The organism is Clostridium nitrophenolicum, assembly GCF_055391695.1.
This window is the reverse complement of record NZ_AP042469.1, coordinates 5,617,592-5,640,482: the sequence shown is the minus strand read 5'-3', so window position 1 is coordinate 5,640,482 and position 22,891 is coordinate 5,617,592. Positions and strand designations below refer to the sequence as shown.

Annotated in this window: 14 protein-coding genes, 8 tRNA genes, 3 rRNA genes and 1 other annotated feature; of the genes, 3 read left to right on the top strand and 22 right to left on the bottom strand. The window is 34.4% G+C overall.

Annotated elements, in window-relative coordinates; genetic code table 11:
* Positions 1 to 23: 23 nt before the first annotated feature.
* Together ACZ5N4_RS26860 and ACZ5N4_RS26855 are read right to left on the bottom strand one after the other, a co-directional pair.
* Positions 24 to 464 carry a nucleoside deaminase gene (locus tag ACZ5N4_RS26860; protein WP_464205861.1) on the bottom strand — a complete coding sequence of 147 codons (441 nt, stop codon included), beginning with the start codon at positions 462 to 464 and terminating at the stop codon, positions 24 to 26.
* A 92-nt stretch (positions 465 to 556) separates the two neighbouring features.
* A tRNA-Arg gene (locus ACZ5N4_RS26855) sits at positions 557 to 633 on the bottom strand.
* Between the two features lie 150 nt (positions 634 to 783).
* On the opposite strand from ACZ5N4_RS26855, the gene ACZ5N4_RS26850 reads away from it, so the two are divergent.
* Together ACZ5N4_RS26850 and ACZ5N4_RS26845 are read left to right on the top strand one after the other, a co-directional pair.
* Positions 784 to 1,086, top strand: coding sequence for a phasin family protein (locus ACZ5N4_RS26850; RefSeq protein ID WP_464205859.1), 303 nt, complete (start codon positions 784 to 786; stop codon positions 1,084 to 1,086).
* A gap of 44 nt (positions 1,087 to 1,130) precedes the next feature.
* On the top strand, positions 1,131 to 2,729 hold the full coding sequence (locus ACZ5N4_RS26845; protein WP_464205857.1) for an ABC1 kinase family protein: 1,599 nt from the start codon (positions 1,131 to 1,133) through the stop codon (positions 2,727 to 2,729).
* Between the two features lie 36 nt (positions 2,730 to 2,765).
* Here ACZ5N4_RS26845 and ACZ5N4_RS26840 read toward each other — a convergent pair whose 3' ends face one another.
* Positions 2,766 to 3,332: a TetR/AcrR family transcriptional regulator gene (locus ACZ5N4_RS26840; protein WP_464205855.1), complete on the bottom strand. Its 567-nt coding sequence runs from the start codon at positions 3,330 to 3,332 to the stop codon at positions 2,766 to 2,768.
* Positions 3,333 to 3,542: 210 nt separating this feature from the next.
* Between ACZ5N4_RS26840 and ACZ5N4_RS26835 the strand changes: the two genes are divergently transcribed.
* The gene (locus ACZ5N4_RS26835) at positions 3,543 to 4,445 is read left to right on the top strand and encodes a phosphatidylserine decarboxylase (RefSeq protein WP_464205853.1); all 903 of its coding nucleotides are present in this window, start codon (positions 3,543 to 3,545) and stop codon (positions 4,443 to 4,445) included.
* A gap of 14 nt (positions 4,446 to 4,459) precedes the next feature.
* Here ACZ5N4_RS26835 and ACZ5N4_RS26830 read toward each other — a convergent pair.
* The 19 genes from ACZ5N4_RS26830 to gyrA all read right to left on the bottom strand — a co-directional run bounded on the left by ACZ5N4_RS26830 (position 4,460) and on the right by gyrA (position 22,888).
* Positions 4,460 to 4,536: transfer RNA gene (locus ACZ5N4_RS26830), tRNA-Arg, on the bottom strand.
* Positions 4,537 to 4,684: 148 nt separating this feature from the next.
* Positions 4,685 to 4,775 (bottom strand) — tRNA-Ser (locus ACZ5N4_RS26825).
* A gap of 27 nt (positions 4,776 to 4,802) precedes the next feature.
* Positions 4,803 to 4,893 (bottom strand) — tRNA-Ser (locus ACZ5N4_RS26820).
* 114 nt (positions 4,894 to 5,007) lie between these two features.
* Positions 5,008 to 5,098, bottom strand: a tRNA-Ser gene (locus tag ACZ5N4_RS26815).
* 26 nt (positions 5,099 to 5,124) lie between these two features.
* Positions 5,125 to 5,215, bottom strand: a tRNA-Ser gene (locus ACZ5N4_RS26810).
* Positions 5,216 to 5,287: 72 nt separating this feature from the next.
* The gene (gene serS / locus ACZ5N4_RS26805) at positions 5,288 to 6,568 is read right to left on the bottom strand and encodes a serine--tRNA ligase (protein ID WP_464205851.1); all 1,281 of its coding nucleotides are present in this window, start codon (positions 6,566 to 6,568) and stop codon (positions 5,288 to 5,290) included.
* A gap of 50 nt (positions 6,569 to 6,618) precedes the next feature.
* Positions 6,619 to 6,810: a binding site (T-box leader), on the bottom strand.
* A gap of 80 nt (positions 6,811 to 6,890) precedes the next feature.
* Positions 6,891 to 7,256 carry a DUF1667 domain-containing protein gene (locus tag ACZ5N4_RS26800; protein WP_178906230.1) on the bottom strand — a complete coding sequence of 122 codons (366 nt, stop codon included), beginning with the start codon at positions 7,254 to 7,256 and terminating at the stop codon, positions 6,891 to 6,893.
* Between the two features lie 20 nt (positions 7,257 to 7,276).
* Positions 7,277 to 8,668, bottom strand: a complete 1,392-nt coding sequence (locus ACZ5N4_RS26795) for an FAD-dependent oxidoreductase (RefSeq protein ID WP_464205849.1) — start codon at positions 8,666 to 8,668, stop codon at positions 7,277 to 7,279.
* A 33-nt stretch (positions 8,669 to 8,701) separates the two neighbouring features.
* The gene (locus tag ACZ5N4_RS26790; RefSeq protein WP_464205847.1) at positions 8,702 to 9,490 is read right to left on the bottom strand and encodes a L,D-transpeptidase family protein; all 789 of its coding nucleotides are present in this window, start codon (positions 9,488 to 9,490) and stop codon (positions 8,702 to 8,704) included.
* A 118-nt stretch (positions 9,491 to 9,608) separates the two neighbouring features.
* Positions 9,609 to 12,323, bottom strand: coding sequence for a UPF0182 family protein (locus ACZ5N4_RS26785; protein WP_464205846.1), 2,715 nt, complete (start codon positions 12,321 to 12,323; stop codon positions 9,609 to 9,611).
* A gap of 5 nt (positions 12,324 to 12,328) precedes the next feature.
* Positions 12,329 to 13,492, bottom strand: coding sequence for a DUF362 domain-containing protein (locus tag ACZ5N4_RS26780; protein ID WP_464205844.1), 1,164 nt, complete (start codon positions 13,490 to 13,492; stop codon positions 12,329 to 12,331).
* A 33-nt stretch (positions 13,493 to 13,525) separates the two neighbouring features.
* Positions 13,526 to 14,041, bottom strand: a complete 516-nt coding sequence (locus ACZ5N4_RS26775; protein WP_464205843.1) for a 3H domain-containing protein — start codon at positions 14,039 to 14,041, stop codon at positions 13,526 to 13,528.
* Between the two features lie 122 nt (positions 14,042 to 14,163).
* Positions 14,164 to 14,658, bottom strand: coding sequence for an HDIG domain-containing metalloprotein (locus tag ACZ5N4_RS26770; RefSeq protein ID WP_464205842.1), 495 nt, complete (start codon positions 14,656 to 14,658; stop codon positions 14,164 to 14,166).
* 103 nt (positions 14,659 to 14,761) lie between these two features.
* Positions 14,762 to 14,837, bottom strand: a tRNA-Ala gene (locus ACZ5N4_RS26765).
* 5 nt (positions 14,838 to 14,842) lie between these two features.
* Positions 14,843 to 14,919: transfer RNA gene (locus tag ACZ5N4_RS26760), tRNA-Ile, on the bottom strand.
* 7 nt (positions 14,920 to 14,926) lie between these two features.
* Positions 14,927 to 15,043: ribosomal RNA gene (gene rrf, locus ACZ5N4_RS26755) — 5S ribosomal RNA — on the bottom strand.
* A gap of 134 nt (positions 15,044 to 15,177) precedes the next feature.
* Positions 15,178 to 18,071: ribosomal RNA gene (locus tag ACZ5N4_RS26750) — 23S ribosomal RNA — on the bottom strand.
* A 343-nt stretch (positions 18,072 to 18,414) separates the two neighbouring features.
* Positions 18,415 to 19,923, bottom strand: a 16S ribosomal RNA gene (locus ACZ5N4_RS26745).
* The 16S, 23S and 5S rRNA genes sit together here with 2 tRNA genes alongside, the layout of an rRNA operon.
* A 505-nt stretch (positions 19,924 to 20,428) precedes the next feature.
* On the bottom strand, positions 20,429 to 22,888 hold the full coding sequence (gene gyrA / locus ACZ5N4_RS26740) for a DNA gyrase subunit A (RefSeq protein ID WP_464205840.1): 2,460 nt from the start codon (positions 22,886 to 22,888) through the stop codon (positions 20,429 to 20,431).
* Positions 22,889 to 22,891 lie beyond the last annotated feature (3 nt).

The window sequence follows — 22,891 nt, the reverse complement described above, 5'->3', positions numbered from 1 at the left end:
AATATCAATTTTTTGAAGACGCCTTACCTTCTTGATTTAAAGAATTCTATTAATATATTGCTACACTTCTCATCATAAAGCCAGTGAATATTAGTCCAATGGTTTAACGCATCATTTTGGAGTACATTTACTACAGAACCACAAGCACCAGCTGTAGGATCAAAAGTGCCTATATATAAATTACTTATTCTTGATTGAAGTATAGCTCCTGCACACATAGGACAGGGTTCTAAAGTAACATACATGCTGCACTCATTGAGTCTCCAGTTTTGAATAACTTCTGAAGCTTTTTCTATAGCTAAAATCTCAGCATGTGCTAATGGACTGTTTAAAGTTTCTCTCAAATTATGTGCTCTTGCTATTATATTATTATTCTTTACTATAACAGCTCCAACTGGTACTTCTTTTAAAAGCGTAGATTTTTCCGCCTCAAGTATGGCTTCAATCATAAACTTATTGTTCATAGAGACCTCTTAGTATATTTTATAATTACTTGTAATTATTGTAAACATATTTAAAAATTAAACCCTGTAATTAAAATTACAGGATTCAATTTTGGTGCGCCCGAGAGGAATCGAACCCCCGGCACGCGGTTTAGGAAACCGCTGCTCTATCCTACTGAGCTACGAGCGCATATTAACTTGTTTCCATAATATTTTATAATAATCTATAATAAATGTCAAATTTTTATATTATAATCTATTAGCATACTAGCAACTAATTAATTTAAATAATAGGTATATTATATTGCAAATAAAAATATACTAATTAGGAGGTGTTATTATGATGAATGAATTAAAAAATATACTTTTAGCAGGTTTAGGATCTGCAGCATATACTTACGAAAAGGCATCAAAGTTAATTGAAGATATGGTTCAAAAAGGTAAACTAACTATGGATGAGGGAAAAGAACTTTCAGAAGAGCTAAAGAGAAATATAAAAAATAAAGTTGAAGATGTAAAGCCTTTAACTAAGGATGACTTGGTATCTACTTTAAGTCAAATGAACTTTGCAACTAAAGATGATTTACAAAACATAAAACAAAGATTAGATATGCTAGAGGAAAAAGTAAATACCAAAAGCTAAAGCCCCGACAGCTGTTAGGGCTTTAATATTTATGGAGGCATATTATGCATAATAGCTCAATACAAAGGTTTAGAGAAATAATAAGTGTACTAGCTCGTTATGGCTTTGGCCATATAGTAGATAGTAAAATAAAAAAACAATATTTCCCCGAAAATTTAAGAAAAGCTTTTGAAGAGTTAGGGCCTACCTTTATAAAAATAGGGCAGATATTAAGTACAAGACCTGATATACTTCCTCCTGAATATATACAAGAACTTTCAAAGCTTCAAGACAACGCTTCTCCTGAAAAATACGAAGATATTAATAATGTTTTCTTTAGTGTTTTTAATAAAAACATTGAGGATTGCTTTTCATCTTTTGAAAAAGAACCATTGGCTTCTGCATCTATAGCCCAAGTTCACAATGCCATACTTAAGAACGGAAAAGAGGTCATTGTAAAAATTCAAAGACCTGAAATAATGGAAAAAATTAAAATGGATTTGTCTATTTTACATAAAATAATAAAGCTTACTAAAACTAAGTTATCTGACGCTTTAATTGATCCAGAAGAGGCTGTAAATGAATTAATATCATCTACAGAAGAGGAGCTAAATTTTAAAATTGAGGCTTTAAATATAAAAAGATTTAGAAATCTAAATAACAATATAGCCTTTTGTTATACTCCATATATTATAGATGAGTTGTCCAGTGATAAGGTTTTAACTATGGAAAAAATATATGGCTTTAAAATAAATGATTTAGAAAAGCTTAAAGATGGAGGATATGATCTTAATGATTTAGGGAAAAAATTGGCACTATCATTTTTTAAACAAGTTTTTACCGATGGTTTTTTTCATGGTGATCCACACCCTGGAAACTTATTAATAAATGAAGGTAAGATTTGTTTTATTGACTTTGGAATAATGGGGAACCTTTCTGAATCATTAAGGGCTTCATTAAATGATGCTATAGTTGCTGTAGTTTTTAAGGATTTAGATAAGTTAATATCTATAATTATGTCTATAGGTATAAAGAAAGGATTTGTAAATAAAAATAAATTATATGAAGATATAGACTATTTATTTTCTAGATATCTATATACATCCTTAAAAAATATTCATGTATCTATATTGCTTCAAGAGTTATTTAACTGTGCTAAAAATAATAATATAAAACTCCCAAAAGACTTAATAGTCCTTGTGAGAAGTCTTGTAATTATTGAAGGTGTTGTTGCTAAAATAGCCCCTGATACTCAAATACTTGATGTCGCTGTGCCTTTTGTAAAGAATAATAGTAAACTATCATTATTAAATAACATAGACATAGATGACCTACTAATATACTCATATAACTTTACGAAAGATTTGTCTCGAATGCCTACTAGATTTATTGAACTTATAAATACTATGCTAAATGGAAGACTTAAAGTTCAATTACAGATAACTAACTTAAACAAAACCGTTAGCGTTTTAAATAATATGATAAATAAGCTGATTTTTACACTTATACTATCCTCTATGATAATAGGATCTAGTTTAATATTAACGACTAATATAGGACCTAAAATATATGATATGTCTGCAATAGGAGTAGCAGGACTTATAATATCTGCATTTATGACTTTAATTCTTATTATCTCTATAGTAAGATCTCGAAAATTATAAAGCATGAAACTAAGTAATTTAGTCCCATGCTTTATTTTATGCCTGTATTCCATTCAGTATATTATTTAATATATTATTAGTCAAATCATCAAAATTCTTTTTTTCTTCATTTATAAGTTCATATATTGCCACAGAACAAAGAGTTCCAAACAATGTATATGCTGCATAAGAAGGATCACTGCATTTTAATACCTTATTTTCTATTGCCTCAACAATATACAACTGTATATAGTTAATATATTTTTTTATAGATTCTCTTAGTCCAAGTTGTCTAGATTCTTGACCCCACAATTGACTCATTAATACTATAAAAAAGTCTCTCTGCTCATGAACTAACTCTAACTGAATTCTGCATAGAACTTTTAATTTTGATAAAGCATCTTGCTGTTTGTATGCAGTACTTTCTATTCTTTCTTTTATGATATTCATTCCTTCTTTTATTATGTAATTAAATATTTCTTCCTTGCTTTTAAAATGATAATATAATGTTCCTTTTGCTACTCCCGCATCAGACGCTATTGAATCCATTGTTGCACCACTATAACCGTTTTGCGAAAATATTTTTATAGCAGATTCAAATATTGTTCTTTTTGTTTTATTCATCAATACCACTCCAGATTTATATATTAGTTGACCGGTCAGTATAGTTATTTCAATTTACATTATACTATGTTGTTAAAATAACTCAATAGTTTTTAGAACTTTTAGGAGTTATTTCATTATAAATTGACAATAAATAAATAATAACTGATAATTATAATAAGTATTTTATACTACATCAAAAATAAATATTAACACAAGAGAGGTCTGTATATGGTTAAATATTACAATAGAAAAATAAAACAATATGAAATAGAAAAAGTCGCAGGAGATAAATATCTTCAATGGACATATTCATCTCCTGTTGGAATGAAGTTATTGGAGTTATTAATTAAGAAAAAGTTTTTTTCTAAAATATATGGTTCGTTTTGTGATAGTAAGAGAAGTATTAAAAAAGTTCATTCTTTTATTAAAGATTTTGATATTAATATGACTCATAGTGAAAAAAGTGCAGATGAGTTTGAATCATTTAATGACTTCTTTACAAGAAAGTTAAAAAAAGAAGCAAGACCTATAGATAATGATATTAACTCTTTAATTTCTCCTGGTGATGGAAGACTTCTAGCCTATGAGAATATTGATTTAAATAAGTTGGTTCAAGTAAAAGGCTTCACATATAGTTTAGGTAAACTTATAAATAATCCTAGTATATCTGAAAAATTCTCAGAGGGTATTTGCTTAATATTGAGACTTTGTCCTACTGATTATCATAGATTTCATTTTATAGATGACGGTGTGTGTGAGGAGACCATAAAAATTACTGGAGATTATTATTCTGTAAATCCAACTGCTTTAGAACAAATTCCTGAGCTTTTCTGCAGAAATAAAAGAGAGTGGAGTATTTTTCATTCTAAAAACTTTGGAGATATACTTCACATAGAGGTAGGTGCTACTTGTGTAGGTTCCATTATACAAACATATTCACCTGGAATGGATATAAAAAAAGGTGATGAAAAGGGCTATTTTAAGTTTGGTGGCTCGACAACAATACTATTCTTAGAAAAGAATAAAGTAAAAATTGATAAAGACATAATTGAACAATCTTCTAAAGGATATGAAAGTAGAGTATTAATGGGTGAAAAGATAGGTAAAAAAATAAAAGCTTGTGATGAATAATCACAAGCTTTTTATGGTGCGTCGGAGAGGATTCGAACCCCCGACCAACTGGTTCGTAGCCAGCTACTCTATCCAACTGAGCTACCGACGCATATTTAACATAATTATTTTAACATAAATGTTCAAAAAAATCAAATTAATATTAATTATTATATGCTATAAATCAAAATTTATTAATATGGTTAGTTTAAAACACATTATGCTACAAATTAAAAAACACCTTAATTCAGGTGCTTACATGGCGGAGAAAGAGGGATTTGAACCCTCGCGCCGGTTTCCCGACCTACGCCCTTAGCAGGGGCGCCTCTTCGGCCACTTGAGTATTTCTCCATGCCCTAATTTTAGTTAAAAAAAAATTGGCGGAAAGACAGGGATTCGAACCCTGGGTACGGTCACCCGTACGCCGGTTTTCAAGACCGGTGCCTTAAACCAACTCGACCATCTTTCCATACATCCAATATTAAACATGATAACATATTTAATTAAGAAAGTCAACAATATTTTTACTCTAATATAATTTTATATTATTTAAATTAGATAAGCACCATAATAGGTGCTTACATGGCGGAGAAAGAGGGATTTGAACCCTCGCGCCGGTTTCCCGACCTACGCCCTTAGCAGGGGCGCCTCTTCGGCCACTTGAGTATTTCTCCATGCCCTAATTTTAGTTAAAAAAAATTGGCGGAAAGACAGGGATTCGAACCCTGGGTACGGTCACCCGTACGCCGGTTTTCAAGACCGGTGCCTTAAACCAACTCGACCATCTTTCCTTGCCTGTTGACATGTATTATTATATCAACCATAAGTACATATGTCAACAGTTCTTTTTGAAAATATTTATGTTATTTTATTACTTCTCTTCCGCCCATATATGGCCTTAAAACTTCTGGAATTACTACACTTCCATCTGCTTGCTGATAATTTTCAAGAATTGCAGCTAAAGCTCTTCCAACAGCAACTCCCGAACCATTTAATGTATGTACATATTGTAGCTTACCTTTTTCAGTTTCTTTATATTTTATATTAGCACGTCTTGCTTGAAAATCTTCAAAGTTACTACAACTTGATATCTCTACATATCTATTGTAGCTTGGCATCCAAACCTCTATATCATATTTAAGCGCTGCCGTAAATCCTAAGTCCCCCTTACATATTCTGACCACTCTATAAGGAATTCCTAATCCTTGAAGAACTTCTTCCGCATCATTAGTTAACTTTTCAAGCTCCTCATAGGATTGCTCTGGCTTTGTAAATTTAACAAGCTCAACCTTATTAAATTGGTGCTGTCTTATAAGACCTCTTGTATCTCTTCCTGCTGAACCAGCTTCAGCTCTAAAACATCCGCTATAAGCCACATGTTTTATTGGCAAATCTTCGCCTTTTAAGACTTCATCTCTATAGAAATTAGTTACAGGCACTTCTGCCGTTGGTATTAAGTAGAAATCATTGTTTGAAACTCTAAATGCATCTTCTTCAAACTTTGGCAGCTGTCCTGTTCCAATCATACTAGTTCTATTAACCATGTATGGTGGTAACAACTCTTCATAGCCATGTTTTTCAGTATGAAAGTCTAAAAAATATGATATAAGTGCTCTTTCAAGTCTAGCTCCTAACCCCCTATAAAAAGTAAATCTCGAACCTGCAACCTTTCCTCCTCTTTCAAATTCTAATATATTAAGGTTTGTTCCTAAATCCCAATGAGCCTTAGGTTCAAAATCGAATTTTGTAGTCTCTGACCATTTTCTTATCTCTATGTTATCTGCATCTGTTTCTCCATCTGGAACCTTAGGATTTGGTATATTAGGTATTCTAAGCATTATATATTCTATTTTTTGATCTAATTCTGCTAGATTAACATCATACTGCCTTATCTTCTCTGAAAGCTCCTTCATTTCAGCTACAGGACCGTCGGCATTTTGTCCTGATTTCTTTAATTTAGCTATTTCTAATGAGTCTTGATTTCTTTTATTTTTTAAAACTTCTACTTCAATTAAGATTTGTCTTCTTTTCTCATCTAATGTTACCACTTCATCAATAACAGATACATCAAAATCTTCTCCTCTATTTGCTAAAGCTATTTTTATCTCTTGTACATTATTTCTTATTCTTTTTAAGTCTAACATTACAATTTCCTCCTAAATGTTTTTTGTAAATAAAAAAGCCCCTTATCCCGTAAAGGGACGAAGGACTCCGCGTTGCCACCCTAGTTAACCAAAAATTAGTTCTCTCAAAGATTATAACGGTATCACCGAACTGTTATTAGCAGTACCTCCGAGATGGATTCACAAAACCATGGTATCAGTTCACACCAGCTACTGACTCTCTTTACCCCTTGTAATGCTACTAGCCTCTTCATAGGTTGATTTTAATTTTTACCTAAATTATATATAAAATATAATTTTATGTCAATTTAGCTTTATTCTGAATAATATAAAATATTTTCTCTTATTCATTTATTCTTTCTACGTTTTTAGTACAAACTATGTCTACTCCAGTATTTAAAATATTTTTACATACAATATCTCCAATTCTTACAGGAGCTCCCACATAAAGCCTACTCAAAGCTTTCGAACATTCTATCCATAAATCTTTATTTATAGGTTTATTACTTTTCACCGAAACAACATTTAGCTTTGATCCTTTTATCCTTACTAAAGTAGTTAGAATATCTTTATTGCTACTCATTTCCATGTTAGCATATTTTATTCCCTCATTACATAAGTTACCGCAAATTTCTACGTTTTCGTCATATTGGTTAATGCTTAATATGCAACTTTTATCACATTTATTGCAAATAATTTCCTTAATCAACTTAGAATTCCTCCAATTAGCTACATTTCATCAAACTCTTTTATTCGACTTATAACTATTTTTGAGTTTTTAGAATCCTTAACTATATCAGTTAACCTTTTGTCCATTTCTCTAGCTAAGATGGATGCGACTTTATTCAAGCATTGCGCACCTTTACAAGTTCCAAAGGCAGCTCCTGTTCGTCTTTTTATTCCTTCTATAGTACGTGCTCCAAGTGGTCTCCTTATAGAGTCTACTATCTCACCTTCTGTAACCTTCTGACATACACATACTATTTTACCATATCTTTTATCTTGTTTAATAATACTTTCTCTTTCTTCATTTGATAAGTCTCTGAATCTATAAAATTCTCTTCTCTTGTCTACAAAATCCTTTTTTAGCACACAGTTTAAATTATTAACTATAGTTTCGCATACAATTTTTGCAATAGCAGGCGTAATTGTAACTTGGCTATAATGTTTACCAACGACTTTAACATATCCATTATCAATAAGACTGTCATCAATTATTAGTGTATCATTATAAAATGGAGATTCATAGAATATATTTATATATTCATCATTTATCTTTCCCATAAAAGATGATATTTTTCTTAAACTATCACTATAACTAATCGTTTCATTTGTTTTTAATGCAACTATAGTTCCACCTTGTACAGTAGGGAATGTATAAATTTTATCTTCACTTTCATTTAAGGTTACTACTATATTTTTGAAGTTTCCCCTAAAATCTTTTTCTAATAATAAATACTTTGAGTAACATCTATCTTTGTTAAGTTTATTTTCGCTCTCTATACCATAGTATTCTACAGGCGTAGTGTTTAAGACCATATTACAGGTAAATTTATTTTTATTTGTAACTACTCTAAACCCTCTCGACATTTTTTGTATATCTAGAACCTCTTCTTCTAACTTAAATTTTACCCCATTATCAAATCCAATTTCTCCATAGGCAATCGCTAAATCATAAGGACATATTATTCCTGTATTTTCAGAATGTATTGCCCTCTTAACATTAGCATTTAAGTTTGGTTCCATTTCATATACTTCTTTACTATCTAATAAACGTATATTTTTTATTCCTCTACTTATAGCTCTATCATACATATTGATTAATTTAGCTTCACCCTTTTTATCTTCTGCAATAATTAGAGATCCTCGCTTTTTAAAGGTCACATTAAACTTGGAAGCTATATCTTCCATAAGTTCATTTCCCATAAGTTCTAGCTTAGACATTAATGTATCTTCACATTCTAATCCGTCATAAACTACAGCAGAGTTTATAAGGGCTACATCATCTGCTATATCATAATCCTTTTCGATAAGTGCTATATTTAAACTATATTTTGAAAGCTCATAGGCAACTGCACACCCTATAATGCCTCCCCCTAATATAAGTACATCGTAATCCATAAATTAACCTTCCTTTCAAAGAGCTGCAGTAATTTAATAGTGTATAATTACAGTTGAACCTTCCGGAATATTATTATATATCCATTCAGCGTCTTGTATAGATATTCTTATACACCCATGTGATGCCGGGAATCCTATCTTTTTCTTTTCATCTTCTATTATATTACCTTTTTTATCAACTGGTATAGAATGTATTAAATAATTTGAAAAAAATTTAATATAATATCTTGCTCCTTCTCCATATTTGTTGCTATAAAAATACTCACCCTTACATTGTACATTAAATATGCCAAGAGGTGTTTCTGTCTCTTGATCTCCCAGTATTCCTGTAGAGCATTGTACCTTTTTTAATACTTTATCTTTTTTTATAACATTTATATTTTGATTAGTTAAGTTTACATCTAAAGTATATTCTGTTTTTTTATATATTGCACCTTTTAAATTATCGCTATTTTTTTTAATCCATCCTTTTTTACCATCTTTATTTTCCTCACAGTATAGATATCCGTTATTTTCTTTATAAGCTACTACTACATCATCTTTTGGTAATGTAAATATTATTTTATCGTTACTTGAGCTATCATCATATACATTTACTTTTTCTTTGTTTATATAATATGTTTTTTTAAAGCAGGTTTTTGAAGAAAATATACTTATATCATTTGTAGTATCTTTTATATCTATCTTTTTATCATTATTATCTTTATTTATATCATCATTATTGATTGTTTGCTGTGTATTTTCATCAAGTTGTACCATAAAAGCTGGTGCAAATATAAATATACAAGTAAGTATAATACTATAAATTACTGTCTTTTTCACTGTAGTTTCCTCCAATATAGTGCTATATTGGTATTATCTACAAGTAAGTAAACTTTAAACATATGTATAAATTATATTTTCAAAAAAGAGAATGGAAATATTCCCATTCTCTTTTTATCTATTTATTTAGTTCATTAATCGTTTCTCCAAGCATCTTAATATATTCACCATATTTTGCCCAATCACCATTTTTTTGAGCTTCTACAGCCTTTTCATATAGTTCTTTTGCTTTCTTTACTTTATCTAACTTTTGATTACTATCAGAATACTGAGTCTGACCAGCGGCACCATTTGTTTGGCTATTGTCTTTATAGTTAAATAGCTGTTGAAGGGCACTTTCTATATTTTCCGCTAAAATAATTTTATCTCCATAAGAGACTATAACCCTCTTCATCTCAGGAATACTATTTTTACCACTAGCTCTTAAGTACATAGGCTCTACATATAGTAGCGAATTGTTTATAGGAACTATTATAGTATCTCCAAATTGTACTTGAGATCCACCTTTATTCCACAATGACAGCTCCTTTGATATAGTTGTATCTTGATTTAACATTTGTTTAAATAAATATGGACTATAGATAGTTTTTTGAGGAGGGAATTTATATAATATCATTTTACCATAATTATTTTTATCCATCCTTGCTCCAAATAGAGCAACCATATTGTCCTTATTTCTCATATTAAAATACTGGAGAAGTATCATTTCTTCTTCCTTTTCTCCTGGTAATTTCATTACTACATATGGAGCTTCCATACTATCCTTTTCTCCATCTACCTGTTTTTGATTTCTTGAAACTTCCCATAAATCTTCTCCATTGTAGAATACCCCAGGGTCTGTCATATGATATTTGCCAAGAACATTGCATTGAATCTTAAATAAATCTTCTGGGTACTTAAAATGTTGCTTCAAATCTTCTGACAACTTTGATGTATCTTTAAATAGCCCAGGAAATATTTTTGAATAGCTCATAGCAATAGGATCATTCTTGTCCACTAAATAAAAATCTGTAGTTCCATCTGCTGCACTTATTATAACCTTAACAGAGTTTCTTATATAATTTACATCATTATAAGGTTGTGAAAAAGGATATCTATCAGAAGTAGTATATGCATCTATTATCCAGTATAACTTACCACCACTTATTACTATATAAGGGTCCGAATCATAAGTTAAAAATGGAGCTATTTTCTTTACTCTATCTACAATATTTCTATTTATCAGTATTTTACTTTCACTTGTTATATCCCTTGATAAAAGAAAGTTTAAATCTTTTTTATTTGCAGCAAAGAGCATTTTATTTGCAAAATTCATCTTTATACCCGCTGCACCTTCATATTTATTTGTCTGGTTTTCTCCACCTTTGGGATAATCAAATTCACTTAATTTGGTATTAACAATTGCATAATCATTTGTCTTTTCTCCAAAATATATCCTTGGATTATCAAGCTTTATATCTGTTTTATTTTCTGGAGGTATATCCTTAATAACAAAGTCAGGTTGTCCTTCTGGTGTTACCGAATTTACTTTACTCATTACTACACCATAGCCATGAGTATATACCAAGTGTTTGTTCTGCCATGTATTTGGATCTATAGATTGAGTGTTAACTTCTCTTGGTGCAACAAAAACTTGACTAAAGTTACCATTGATATTGTATCTGTCTATATCTATACCATTGAATCCATAATAATATCTTATAATTTGAACTTGATTATAAAATTCTAGTGCTGGTTTAAAGGAATTTATTCTTATATTACTTATAGTATCTTTATTATTTTCTAAATCTTCCTTAGTTAAGTTATCTTTTACTTCAAAAGGTCTTGAATCTATTTTTTCTATATTAAAAGCCTTTCTTGTATAATCTATATTATACTTTATATAAGGCTGTTCTAATGTTTTTTCATTTGATTTAACAAGAAAGTTTTGTACTCCTACTGATATTGCTTGTTCGGCCACTGCTAGGGTTATTATTGTTGCTATAGATATAATAATTGGTTTTGGCTTAGATTTAAGTATACTATAAAACATAATGATAGCTGCAATAAGTGACACTACTATGATTATCTTATAAAATAGCAAGCTTATATGAACATCTGTGTAACTTGCTCCAAAGGCAACCCCTCTACTGCTATATACAAGTCCTAAAGCCTTTAATAAATACCCTATCGAAACAAATACCATTAGTAACGAAGATACAATAGCTAATTGTCTTCCTGCAAATCTTGTAAGTCCACTATTTAGAAAAGTTACTTTTGGAAAACCTCTTCTTATTCCTCTTGTTGAATATATTCTATCCTTTGCACTTAAGACAAAATAAGTTGCTATCGTGATTAATATTAGAAAAATTAGTAAAGATACAATAGCATTATATAAAGATTGTATTAGCGGAAGTTTAAAAACATAAAATGATACATCTAAATTGAAAATAGGATCCTTAAAGTTAAAGTTAATTGAATTACTAAATTGAAGTATCCTGTACCAGTATGTTACTGAAAATACATAAGAAATAAACAAAGAAAATATTAAATTAGCCGTAATAAATAACTTTTTTTCAATATTATTTTTATGGCTGTTTACCTCAACAACTTTCTTATACTTAATAATACTCAATCTTAAGCTTTTATAATAAAGCCATATTCCAATAAAGCTTATAGCAAAAATAGGAATCATTAATTTAGCAACTGCTATAAGTTTAGTAAAATAAACAGATAAATAACCTACCTCTTTGTACCACTCTAAATTTACTACAAAATTAACTATCCCGTCTAAAAATATTAAACACAGTATTATAATAAACACTGTAGTACCTAGGGCTATTCTCTTCCTCATATAAATCACCTCTTATTCATTTTTAGCATTTTTCCTAGTATAGAATATTTGGTTTCTATTGCTCCACAAGGACATAATTCTTGACAACAAAAACATCTAATACATTCTTTCATATCCCATGTGGGTTGAACTTTTCCTTTGTTATTTATCATCTTTATAACTCTTGGTTTTTCAGGACAAACCTCTTGACACCTTTTACAACTTATGCACTTTTCTGCTATAAGCGATGGATCTGGCGCTATTAGGTCTCTTAAAAAATTAGTTACTCCAGGGCTTATGAAGTAAAAATTTCCTCCTTTTCTACAAAGCTCAAAATCCTTTGATTTCATACTTTCAATATCTTCACCTAAAACTTGTATGTCTTTAGGAAGCACTGTTCCCCAATTATGATCATATGCTTCTTTAAGCACTGGTATATCTAACGGATTATCATAACCTATAAGGCTTACTGCCGTTGAGTCTACTGCCGTTAAACTTTTACCCATAATCATCGTATTCATTTTTTTAGGTTTTCCACTCTTAGGGCCATTTCCCTCCATGGCTACAATGCCATCAAGTATGGCAAAGCTTGTATTAACCAAAGAGTTAAGATCTAATAACATCTTACAAAAATTATTTGCTTTAGGCATCCTTGTATGCCAAGTCGCTTTTAATGTTCCCGGAATACATCCAAACTGATTCTTTACAGCTCCCGTAAAATAAGCCATAGCATGAGTTTTAAGCTTAGGAAGAGTTATGAGAACATCTGCTTCATAAGGTGCTTTTGCTACGGTCCATGATTTGCATAATATTGATTCATCAAGCTTTACATGAGTAGATTCCTTAAAATCTTCAAACTTTACATTATATTTTTCTGCTACTTTTAAAAGTCCTGATTTTTCTGCTGCTTTTTTTGCTTCTCCGAATCCAGGTGAATCCCCAAATGATATGTTACTTGAATAGTCCTTTATAATCTTTATAACAGCTTCAAATACATTAAAATTTGTAATTACAGGCGAACCAGCTTCCTCTATTGCTAACATATTAGGCTTTAATAAAACTTTGCTATTATATGGTATAAGTTCTCTCAAAAATTTATCTCCACCTAATAAATCAAATCCTTCTCTTAACTTTTCTTCTATAAGCTTAGTATTATATTCTTCACATCTTAATAGTACAACCTTTTCCATAGCACTTCTCCATTCTATGACTATTATAATTATTTAATCAGATACTAAATAGTTTTTAGCTTTTAATTCTTCAATTATATTTTGTATTATATCATTGTTTTCTGCTGCAATAGTATGAAGATGCACTCCGCCAGTTAGAATCAGAAGAGGTTCCGCCTTATATTCATCAATTCTTTTCACGAAATTTTCTATGTCATAAAATGTTTTAGCCATAATCATCCCTCTTATTTCACCATATAAAGGATGTTCAACTATAACGTCTTCTGCAACGCCTCCAAACTTAACTATTATTTTTAATTCCTCTTCAATGTTAGAGGCTATATGTGATACTGCAATTACTTTCTTTACCACACTCTTTTCTTCTTTATGTATTAAATATCCTTCTGGGGTAGCTATAATTTTTTTACCTTCTGCTCTTAAAATAGCAATATCTTTTACTATAACCTGCCTTGTTACCCCTAACTCTTCTGCTAATATATGTCCTTTTTGAGGATTATCACCTTTTCTTAATAATTCCTCTATATAGTTTCTTCTTTCTTTTGAATTCATATTTACCTCCATGTAGAACATATAAAGTTATCCTAATCTTTAGAATTACTAAATATAACCATATCTATATATTACCATTATTCAGATAAAAATAAAACAATATTTAATTTTATATAATTTTATTAATTTTTATCATCACATTCTCTCAGTATATTTAATTCCTTATTACCCTTTATTTCAAAGTTATGATGATTTTCAATCAAGTATAATAAGTTCTTATCATAACTATATTTCTCCAATATATTACAACCTAACTTACCATGATTGTAATAAACATTTACCTTTTCTATTTTGGATAACCTTTTTATACTTCCTTTTGTTATATTATCTGCCATAACTATTATCGACTTGTCTATGACACTTAGTTTTTTTATGGTTTTCCCTATATCATGCAATAACGCTGCCTTTATAAGCAATCTTGAATCTATATTTTGTTGTTTACAAGTATATTCTACATCATATGCAACTTTAATAGAGTGTTTTTGTTCTGATTTAGACAACTTGTAAAACAATTTTAATTCACTTTGATTTAAATGTTTATTTATAAATTCCTTATCCTTATCTTCAACTTTAGAACTTATAGACCAATAAAATTGCTTTACTCTATAGAAATTCATTGATATACACCTCTCAATCTGAACTCCTACTCCTATTATAGAATATTTTTTTTATTTTACAAAATAAAAAAAATACCTGTAACTTCTGTTACAGGTATTTTTATGGTGGAGATAAAGAGATTCGAACTCTTGACCCTCTGCGTGCAAGGCAGATGCTCTCCCAACTGAGCTATACCCCCATAAATGGTGGACCTTCAGGGACTCGAACCCCGGACCAACCGGTTATGAGCCGGTTGCTCTAACCAACTGAGCTAAAGATCCATATCTGACCTGGCGACGACCTACTCTTCCACAGGGTCTCCCCTGCAGTACCATCGGCACTATGAAGCTTAACCGTCGTGTTCGGAATGGGAACGGGTGTTACCTTCACGTCATAATCACCAGATATTACTCATCACAGTTTTATATTATACTGGATTCGCTTAGGTTTGTCAACACTTTTTTAGTGTTTATCAAACTTTTTTGAGAACATTGAGTAATTTACACATTTGTTCTCTGAAAATTGCACAGTGAATATATTTGGTCAAGCCCTCGACCTATTAGTATCAGTCAGCTGAACATGTTACCATGCTTACACCTCTGACCTATCAACCTTGTGTTCTTCAAGGGGTCTTACTAGCTTACGCTATGGGAAATCTAATCTTGAGGTGGGCTTCACGCTTAGATGCTTTCAGCGTTTATCCCGTCCCGACATAGCTACCCAGCTGTGCTCCTGGCGGAACAACTGGTGCACCAGAGGTCAGTCCATCCCGGTCCTCTCGTACTAAGGACAGCTCCTCTCAAATTTCCTACGCCCGCGACGGATAGGGACCGAACTGTCTCACGACGTTCTGAACCCAGCTCGCGTGCCGCTTTAATGGGCGAACAGCCCAACCCTTGGGACCTACTTCAGCCCCAGGATGCGACGAGCCGACATCGAGGTGCCAAACCTCCCCGTCGATGTGGACTCTTGGGGGAGATCAGCCTGTTATCCCCGAGGTAGCTTTTATCCGTTGAGCGATGGCCCTCCCACGAGGAACCACCGGATCACTAAGCCCGACTTTCGTCCCTGCTCCACTTGTATGTGTCGCAGTCAGGCTCCCTTCTGCCTTTGCACTCTACGAACGATTTCCAACCGTTCTGAGGGAACCTTTGGGCGCCTCCGTTACTTTTTAGGAGGCGACCGCCCCAGTCAAACTGCCCACCTAACAATGTCCCGTGACCAGATTCATGGCCGCCGGTTAGAATCCCAGTACTGTCAGGGTGGTATCCCAAGGATGACTCCACAAAGGCTGACGCCCTTGTTTCTCAGTCTCCCACCTATCCTGTACAGACAATACCGAAACTCAATGCTAAGCTACAGTAAAGCTCTACGGGGTCTTTCCGTCCAATCGCGGGTAGCAAGCATCTTCACTTGCACTACAATTTCGCCGGATTTGTTGTCGAGACAGTGCCCAAGTCATTACGCCATTCGTGCGGGTCGGAACTTACCCGACAAGGAATTTCGCTACCTTAGGACCGTTATAGTTACGGCCGCCGTTTACTGGGGCTTAAGTTCACACCTTCGCTTACGCTAAGTGTTCCCCTTAACCTTCCAGCACCGGGCAGGCGTCAGCCCCTATACATCAGCTTTCGCTTTAGCAGAGACCTGTGTTTTTGCTAAACAGTTGCTTGGGCCTATTCTCTGCGACCTACTTGCGTAGGCACCCCTTATCGCTAACTTACGGGGTCAATTTGCCGAGTTCCTTGACAACAATTCTTCCGCTGGTCTTAGGATTCTCTCCTCACCTACCTGTGTCGGTTTGCGGTACGGGCACCAACTTCCTCCATAGAGACTTTTCTTGGCAGCGTGGAATCAGATACTTCGCCCATAAGGGCTCCCCATCACACCTCAACTAAGTTTAACGGATTTGCCTGTTAAACATGTCTAAGTGCTTAGACGCACATCCAATAGTGCGCACATCTTATCCTCCTGCGTCATCCCATTTGTAATAACGTCAGTTGGCGGTATCGGAATATCAACCGATTGTCCATCACCTACGCCTTTCGGCCTCGGCTTAGGTCCCGACTAACCCTGAGCGGACGAGCCTTCCTCAGGAAACCTTAGGTTTTCGACCAATAAGATTCTCACTTATTTCTCGCTACTTATGCCAGCATACTCACTCCTGTACAGTCCACCGCTCCTTTCGGTACGACTTCAATCCATACAGGAAGCTCCTCTACCGCTCTTTCGAGCCCATAGCTTCGGTGGTAAGTTTTAGCCCCGGACATCTTCGGCGCAGGATCTCTCGACTAGTGAGCTATTACGCACTCTTTGAATGAGTGGCTGCTTCTAAGCCAACATCCTAGTTGTCTTAGAAATCCCACATCCTTTTCCACTTAACTTACACTTTGGGACCTTAGCTGATGATCTGGGCTGTTTCCCTTTTGACCACGGATCTTATCATTCGTAGTCTGACTGCTGAGATTCAAGTATATGGCATTCGGAGTTTGATAGGGTTCAGTAACTGTTGTCAGCCCCTAGCCCATTCAGTGCTCTACCTCCATTACTCATTCTCAACGCTAGCCCTAAAGCTATTTCGAGGAGAACCAGCTATCTCCGAGTTCGATTGGAATTTCTCCGCTATCCACAGCTCATCCCATGGTTTTTCAACACCAACGTGGTTCGGTCCTCCACGGAATTTTACTTCCGCTTCAACCTGTCCATGGATAGGTCACCCGGTTTCGGGTCTACGACATGCAACTTATTGCCCTATTCAGACTCGGTTTCCCTTCGGCTGCGCACCTTAAGTGCTTAACCTTGCTACATATCGTAACTCGCTGGCTCGTTCTACAAAAAGCACGTCATCGCACGTAAAAGTGCTTTGACCGGTTGTGGACACACGGTTTCAGGTTCTATTTCACTCCCCTCCCGGGGTTCTTTTCACCTTTCCCTCACGGTACTGCTTCACTATCGGTCACCAGTTAGTATTTAGCCTTGGGAGGTGGTCCTCCCTGCTTCCCACAAGGTTTCACGTGTCTCGTGGTACTCTGGAGCAGATCTAGAGTCTTCTCTTTTCACCTACAGGGCTGTTACCTTCTACGGCGGAGCCTTCCAGCTCTCTTCAATTAAGATACCTCTCCGTTTATGATCTGTCCGCAACCCCAGGAACAAGTTCCTGGTTTGGGCTCTTTCCCTTTCGCTCGCCGCTACTTAGGAAATCGATTTTTCTTTCTCTTCCTCCGGGTACTTAGATGTTTCAGTTCCCCGGGTATATCCCTATAAACCTATGAATTCAGTTTACAGTACACTACGTTAGTAGTGTGGGTTGCCCCATTCGGAAATCTTCGGATCACAGGCTATTTGCGCCTACCCGAAGCTTATCGCAGCTTATCACGTCCTTCTTCGACTACTGGTGCCAAGGCATTCACCATGCGCCCTTTGTAGCTTGACCATCTAAATTAATATTACCTTCGCATTACTGCGTCAGCTTCCTTCATTGCGGTGCTCATTTACCTTAAGTAAACTCTGCTCCTCATTCAGTTACTTCCTTGTACTGCTCGCTACTATTAATTTATATTAATTCTTAAATCTACAAAGGTTACTTACTTATATAATAAGTAGTTTTACCTTCAGCTTTACTTTTATTTAATATCACTGTGCAATTTTCAAAGAACAATTGGAGGTTTATTTTATCATGTTGATTATTTAAAATCAACCGGTAAATAATCCCTCAAGATTAAACAGAGTGTAAACAAACCTTCAAGATAGAATTACCTATCTTGTCGACTCCTTAGAAAGGAGGTGATCCAGCCGCAGGTTCTCCTACGGCTACCTTGTTACGACTTCACCCCAATCACTAACCCCACCTTCGGCCGCGTCTTCCTTACGGTTAGACTACGGACTTCGGGTGTTGCCAGCTCTCATGGTGTGACGGGCGGTGTGTACAAGGCCCGGGAACGTATTCACCGCGACATGCTGATTCGCGATTACTAGCAACTCCAGCTTCATGTAGGCGAGTTTCAGCCTACAATCCGAACTGAGGGTAATTTTATAGTTTTGCTCCACATCACTGTATCGCTTCTCTTTGTATTACCCATTGTAGCACGTGTGTAGCCCTAGACATAAGGGGCATGATGATTTGACGTCATCCCCACCTTCCTCCCGGTTAACCCGGGCAGTCTCACTAGAGTGCTCAACTTAATGGTAGCAACTAATGATAAGGGTTGCGCTCGTTGCAGGACTTAACCTAACATCTCACGACACGAGCTGACGACAACCATGCACCACCTGTCTTCCTGCCCCGAAGGGCTTCCTCCATTACGAGTAATTCAGGAGATGTCAAGTCTAGGTAAGGTTCTTCGCGTTGCTTCGAATTAAACCACATGCTCCGCTGCTTGTGCGGGCCCCCGTCAATTCCTTTGAGTTTTAATCTTGCGATCGTACTTCCCAGGCGGAGTACTTATTGTGTTAACTGCGGCACAGAAGGGGTCGATACCTCCTACACCTAGTACTCATCGTTTACGGCGTGGACTACCAGGGTATCTAATCCTGTTTGCTACCCACGCTTTCATGCCTCAGCGTCAGTTACGGTCCAGAGAGTCGCCTTCGCCACTGGTGTTCTTCCTAATCTCTACGCATTTCACCGCTACACTAGGAATTCCACTCTCCTCTCCCGCACTCTAGACTTCCAGTTTGAAATGCAGCACCCAAGTTAAGCCCGGGTATTTCACATCTCACTTAAAAATCCGCCTACGCATCCTTTACGCCCAGTAAATCCGGACAACGCTCGCCACCTACGTATTACCGCGGCTGCTGGCACGTAGTTAGCCGTGGCTTCCTCCTTTGGTACCGTCATTATCGTCCCAAAAGACAGAGCTTTACAACCCGAAGGCCTTCATCACTCACGCGGCGTTGCTGCATCAGGCTTTCGCCCATTGTGCAATATTCCCCACTGCTGCCTCCCGTAGGAGTCTGGACCGTGTCTCAGTTCCAATGTGGCCGATCACCCTCTCAGGTCGGCTACGCATCGTCGCCTTGGTGAGCCTTTACCTCACCAACTAGCTAATGCGCCGCGGGTCCATCTCAAAGCGGATTACTCCTTTAATTAGTTCTCCATGCGAAAAACTAATGTTATGCGGTATTAATCTCCCTTTCGGGAGGCTATCCCCCTCTTTGAGGCAGGTTACCCACGTGTTACTCACCCGTCCGCCGCTAATCCACCCCGAAGGGTTTCATCGCTCGACTTGCATGTGTTAGGCACGCCGCCAGCGTTCGTCCTGAGCCAGGATCAAACTCTCAATTTAAAAGTTTGAATGCTCATTACTGTTGTTTTTGACTACTAACAAGTAGTTCAAAAGAATTGCTGGTTTAGTTTACTTAATAAAAATCATCTTGATTTTTAACCTCTGTTTAATTTTCAAGGATCATGTTGCTCTCTTGCAGCAACTCTTATATTATATCAGCTCTTTTAAAATCTGTCAATACTTTTTTTAAGTTATTTTTCATTAACTTTTATAACAAATTTATTGAGCTTTTATAGTTTATCATTGCAATTCAGCTTTGTCAATATTATTTTTTGATATCAAAGCTAAATTTTTGTCGTATCAATCAACGACAAGAAACATTTTATCAAAATTATATTATGTTGTACGCAACTACTAGCTATATAATATAATTTAGCTTTGATTTTCTTCATAATAAATAGGTTTTTCTCATTATTTTTTATACTGATACACGTGGTATGGTTTATTAACATTATCTAAAAAAATGAGGTTAGATTATGTAATCTAACCTCATCATTATAGCTTTTTACTCTTCAACACTTTCCGCATCTTCAATATTTTCAATTTCATCACTATAATTTATTTTAGCAATCGCAACTACCTTTTGTTCTTCTTCAGTTCTCATTAATGTAACTCCACTAGTATTTCTACTAGTAGTAGATATTCCAGATACATTAATCCTTATAGCTACATTACTACTGTTGATAAGCATCATTTCATCTTCATCTTTTACTACTCTTGCTCCAACTATTGAACCTGTTTTTTCATTAACCTTATAGGTTATAATTCCTTTACCACCTCTTCTATGGGCAGTATATTCAGAAACAGGAGTTCTTTTTCCAAATCCATTTTCACTTATAACTAAAACATCTTGATTCTCAGCTACAATATCCATAGCTACGGCTATATCACTATCTCTTAAAGTTATAGCTCTTACCCCCGTAGCAGTTCTTCCCATAGGTCTTACATCTGTTTCTTTAAATCTTATTGCGTAACCATTTTTGGTAAATACAAGAATTTCACTTTCTCCTGTAGTCATCTTAACACCTATAAGTTCATCACCATCTTTTAGGTTTATAGCATTTAAGCCATTTTTCCTAATAGATGAGTACTGACTCATCTGTGTTTTCTTTATTAAACCTTCTTTAGTGCCCATTATGAAATAATTATTTTCATCAAACTCTTTGAACGTTATAACTGCCTGTATTTTTTCATCAGTATCTATAGGTATTAGATTTATAAGATTAGTTCCTTTTGCAGTTCTTCCTGCATCATGTATCTCATACCCCTTTAGCTTATGAACTCTTCCTTTATTTGTAAAAAACAGAATATTATTATGAGTAGATGTTATAAACATATGTTCTACAAAGTCATCTTCTTTTGTAGCCATTGCCTGTATTCCTTTTCCACCCCTCTTTTGGGCAGAATAAGTATCTGCTGATATTCTCTTTATATATCCTGCATGGGTAAGAGTTATTACAACTTCTTGCTCTTGTATTAAGTCTTCTATGTTAATTTCATCATTATTTCTTTGTATTTCTGTTCTTCTTTCATCGCCATACTTATTCTTTATTTCAATAAGTTCTTCTTTTATTATTTTTAAAACTAATTCTTCTTTTTCCAGTATTTCTTTTAAATACGCAATAGTTTTCATTAATTCATTATATTCTTGTTCAATTTTCTCTCTTTCAAGACCTGTAAGTCTTTGTAGCCTCATATCAAGTATAGCCTGTGCCTGCTTTTCAGAAAGACTAAACTTAATCATAAGTCCATTTTTCGCCTCTTCAGCATTCTTAGAAGATCTTATAAGGTTAATAACCTCATCAATATGATCAAGTGCAATTTTTAAACCTTCCAAAATATGCGCACGAGCAAGCGCTTTATCTAGATCAAATTTAGTTCTTCTTCTTATTACTTCCTTTTGAAAATCTAAATAATGAACAAGAACTTGTTTTAAATTCAAAACTTGTGGTTCATTATTTACTAGTGCAATCATTATGATACCAAAAGTATCCTGCATTTTAGTATGTTTATAGAGCTGATTTAATATTATATTAGGATTAGCATCTCTTTTTAGCTCTATTACGATTCTCATACCATCTCTGTCTGACTCGTCTCTTATGTCTGATATACCTTCTATCTTCTTATCCTTAACTAAATCTGCCATATTTTCAATAAGCTTTGCTTTGTTAACTTGATAAGGTATTTCAGTTACAATAATTCTATGTCTTCCTTTTTCCTCTTCTATATCAGCTCTTGCTCTTACGACAACCTTTCCTCTACCTGTTTCATATGCAGATCTAATCCCAGATGTGCCAAGTATAATTCCAGATGTCGGAAAATCAGGTCCCTTAATTTCAGTCATTAAATCTAAAATCGAGCAATCAGGATTATCAATAAGCATAGTTATACCATTTATAACTTCTGTTAAGTTATGTGGTGGTATGTTAGTAGCCATTCCTACTGCAATCCCTGCTGATCCGTTAACAAGTAAGTTAGGAAATCTTGAAGGTATTACAGAAGGTTCTTGTTCCTCACCGTCAAAGTTTGGAATAAAGTCTACTGTATTTTTATTTATTTCCCTAAGCATTTCAAGAGCTATCTTACTCATTTTTGCCTCGGTATATCTCATTGCAGCCGCACTATCACCATCAACAGATCCAAAATTTCCATGACCATTAACTAATGTATATCTTATTGAAAAATCTTGTGCCATTCTAACTAGTGCATCATAAACAGCTGTGTCTCCATGAGGATGATATTTACCTAAAACATCTCCTACAATTCTTGCACATTTTCTATAGCCTTTCTCTGGAGTTAATCCAAGTTCGTACATAGAGTATAGAATTCTTCTATGTACAGGCTTTAATCCGTCTCTTACATCTGGTAATGCACGACCTACAATAACACTCATAGCGTAATCTATATAACATTTTTTCATTTCATAGCTTATGTCTACTGGTAAAACTTTCCCTTCATTTAACATCAA

Bases quoted from the DNA above. Each gene is read 5' to 3' on its own strand.
- ACZ5N4_RS26860 (WP_464205861.1), bottom strand. From the start codon at position 464: ATGAACAATAAGTTTATGATTGAAGCCATACTTGAGGCGGAAAAATCT.
- ACZ5N4_RS26850 (WP_464205859.1), top strand. From the start codon at position 784: ATGATGAATGAATTAAAAAATATACTTTTAGCAGGTTTAGGATCTGCA.
- ACZ5N4_RS26845 (WP_464205857.1), top strand. From the start codon at position 1,131: ATGCATAATAGCTCAATACAAAGGTTTAGAGAAATAATAAGTGTACTA.
- ACZ5N4_RS26840 (WP_464205855.1), bottom strand. From the start codon at position 3,332: ATGAATAAAACAAAAAGAACAATATTTGAATCTGCTATAAAAATATTT.
- ACZ5N4_RS26835 (WP_464205853.1), top strand. From the start codon at position 3,543: ATGGTTAAATATTACAATAGAAAAATAAAACAATATGAAATAGAAAAA.
- serS (WP_464205851.1), bottom strand. From the start codon at position 6,568: ATGTTAGACTTAAAAAGAATAAGAAATAATGTACAAGAGATAAAAATA.
- ACZ5N4_RS26795 (WP_464205849.1), bottom strand. From the start codon at position 8,668: ATGGATTACGATGTACTTATATTAGGGGGAGGCATTATAGGGTGTGCA.
- ACZ5N4_RS26785 (WP_464205846.1), bottom strand. From the start codon at position 12,323: ATGAGGAAGAGAATAGCCCTAGGTACTACAGTGTTTATTATAATACTG.
- ACZ5N4_RS26780 (WP_464205844.1), bottom strand. From the start codon at position 13,492: ATGGAAAAGGTTGTACTATTAAGATGTGAAGAATATAATACTAAGCTT.
- ACZ5N4_RS26775 (WP_464205843.1), bottom strand. From the start codon at position 14,041: ATGAATTCAAAAGAAAGAAGAAACTATATAGAGGAATTATTAAGAAAA.
- ACZ5N4_RS26770 (WP_464205842.1), bottom strand. From the start codon at position 14,658: ATGAATTTCTATAGAGTAAAGCAATTTTATTGGTCTATAAGTTCTAAA.
- gyrA (WP_464205840.1), bottom strand. From the start codon at position 22,888: ATGTTAAATGAAGGGAAAGTTTTACCAGTAGACATAAGCTATGAAATG.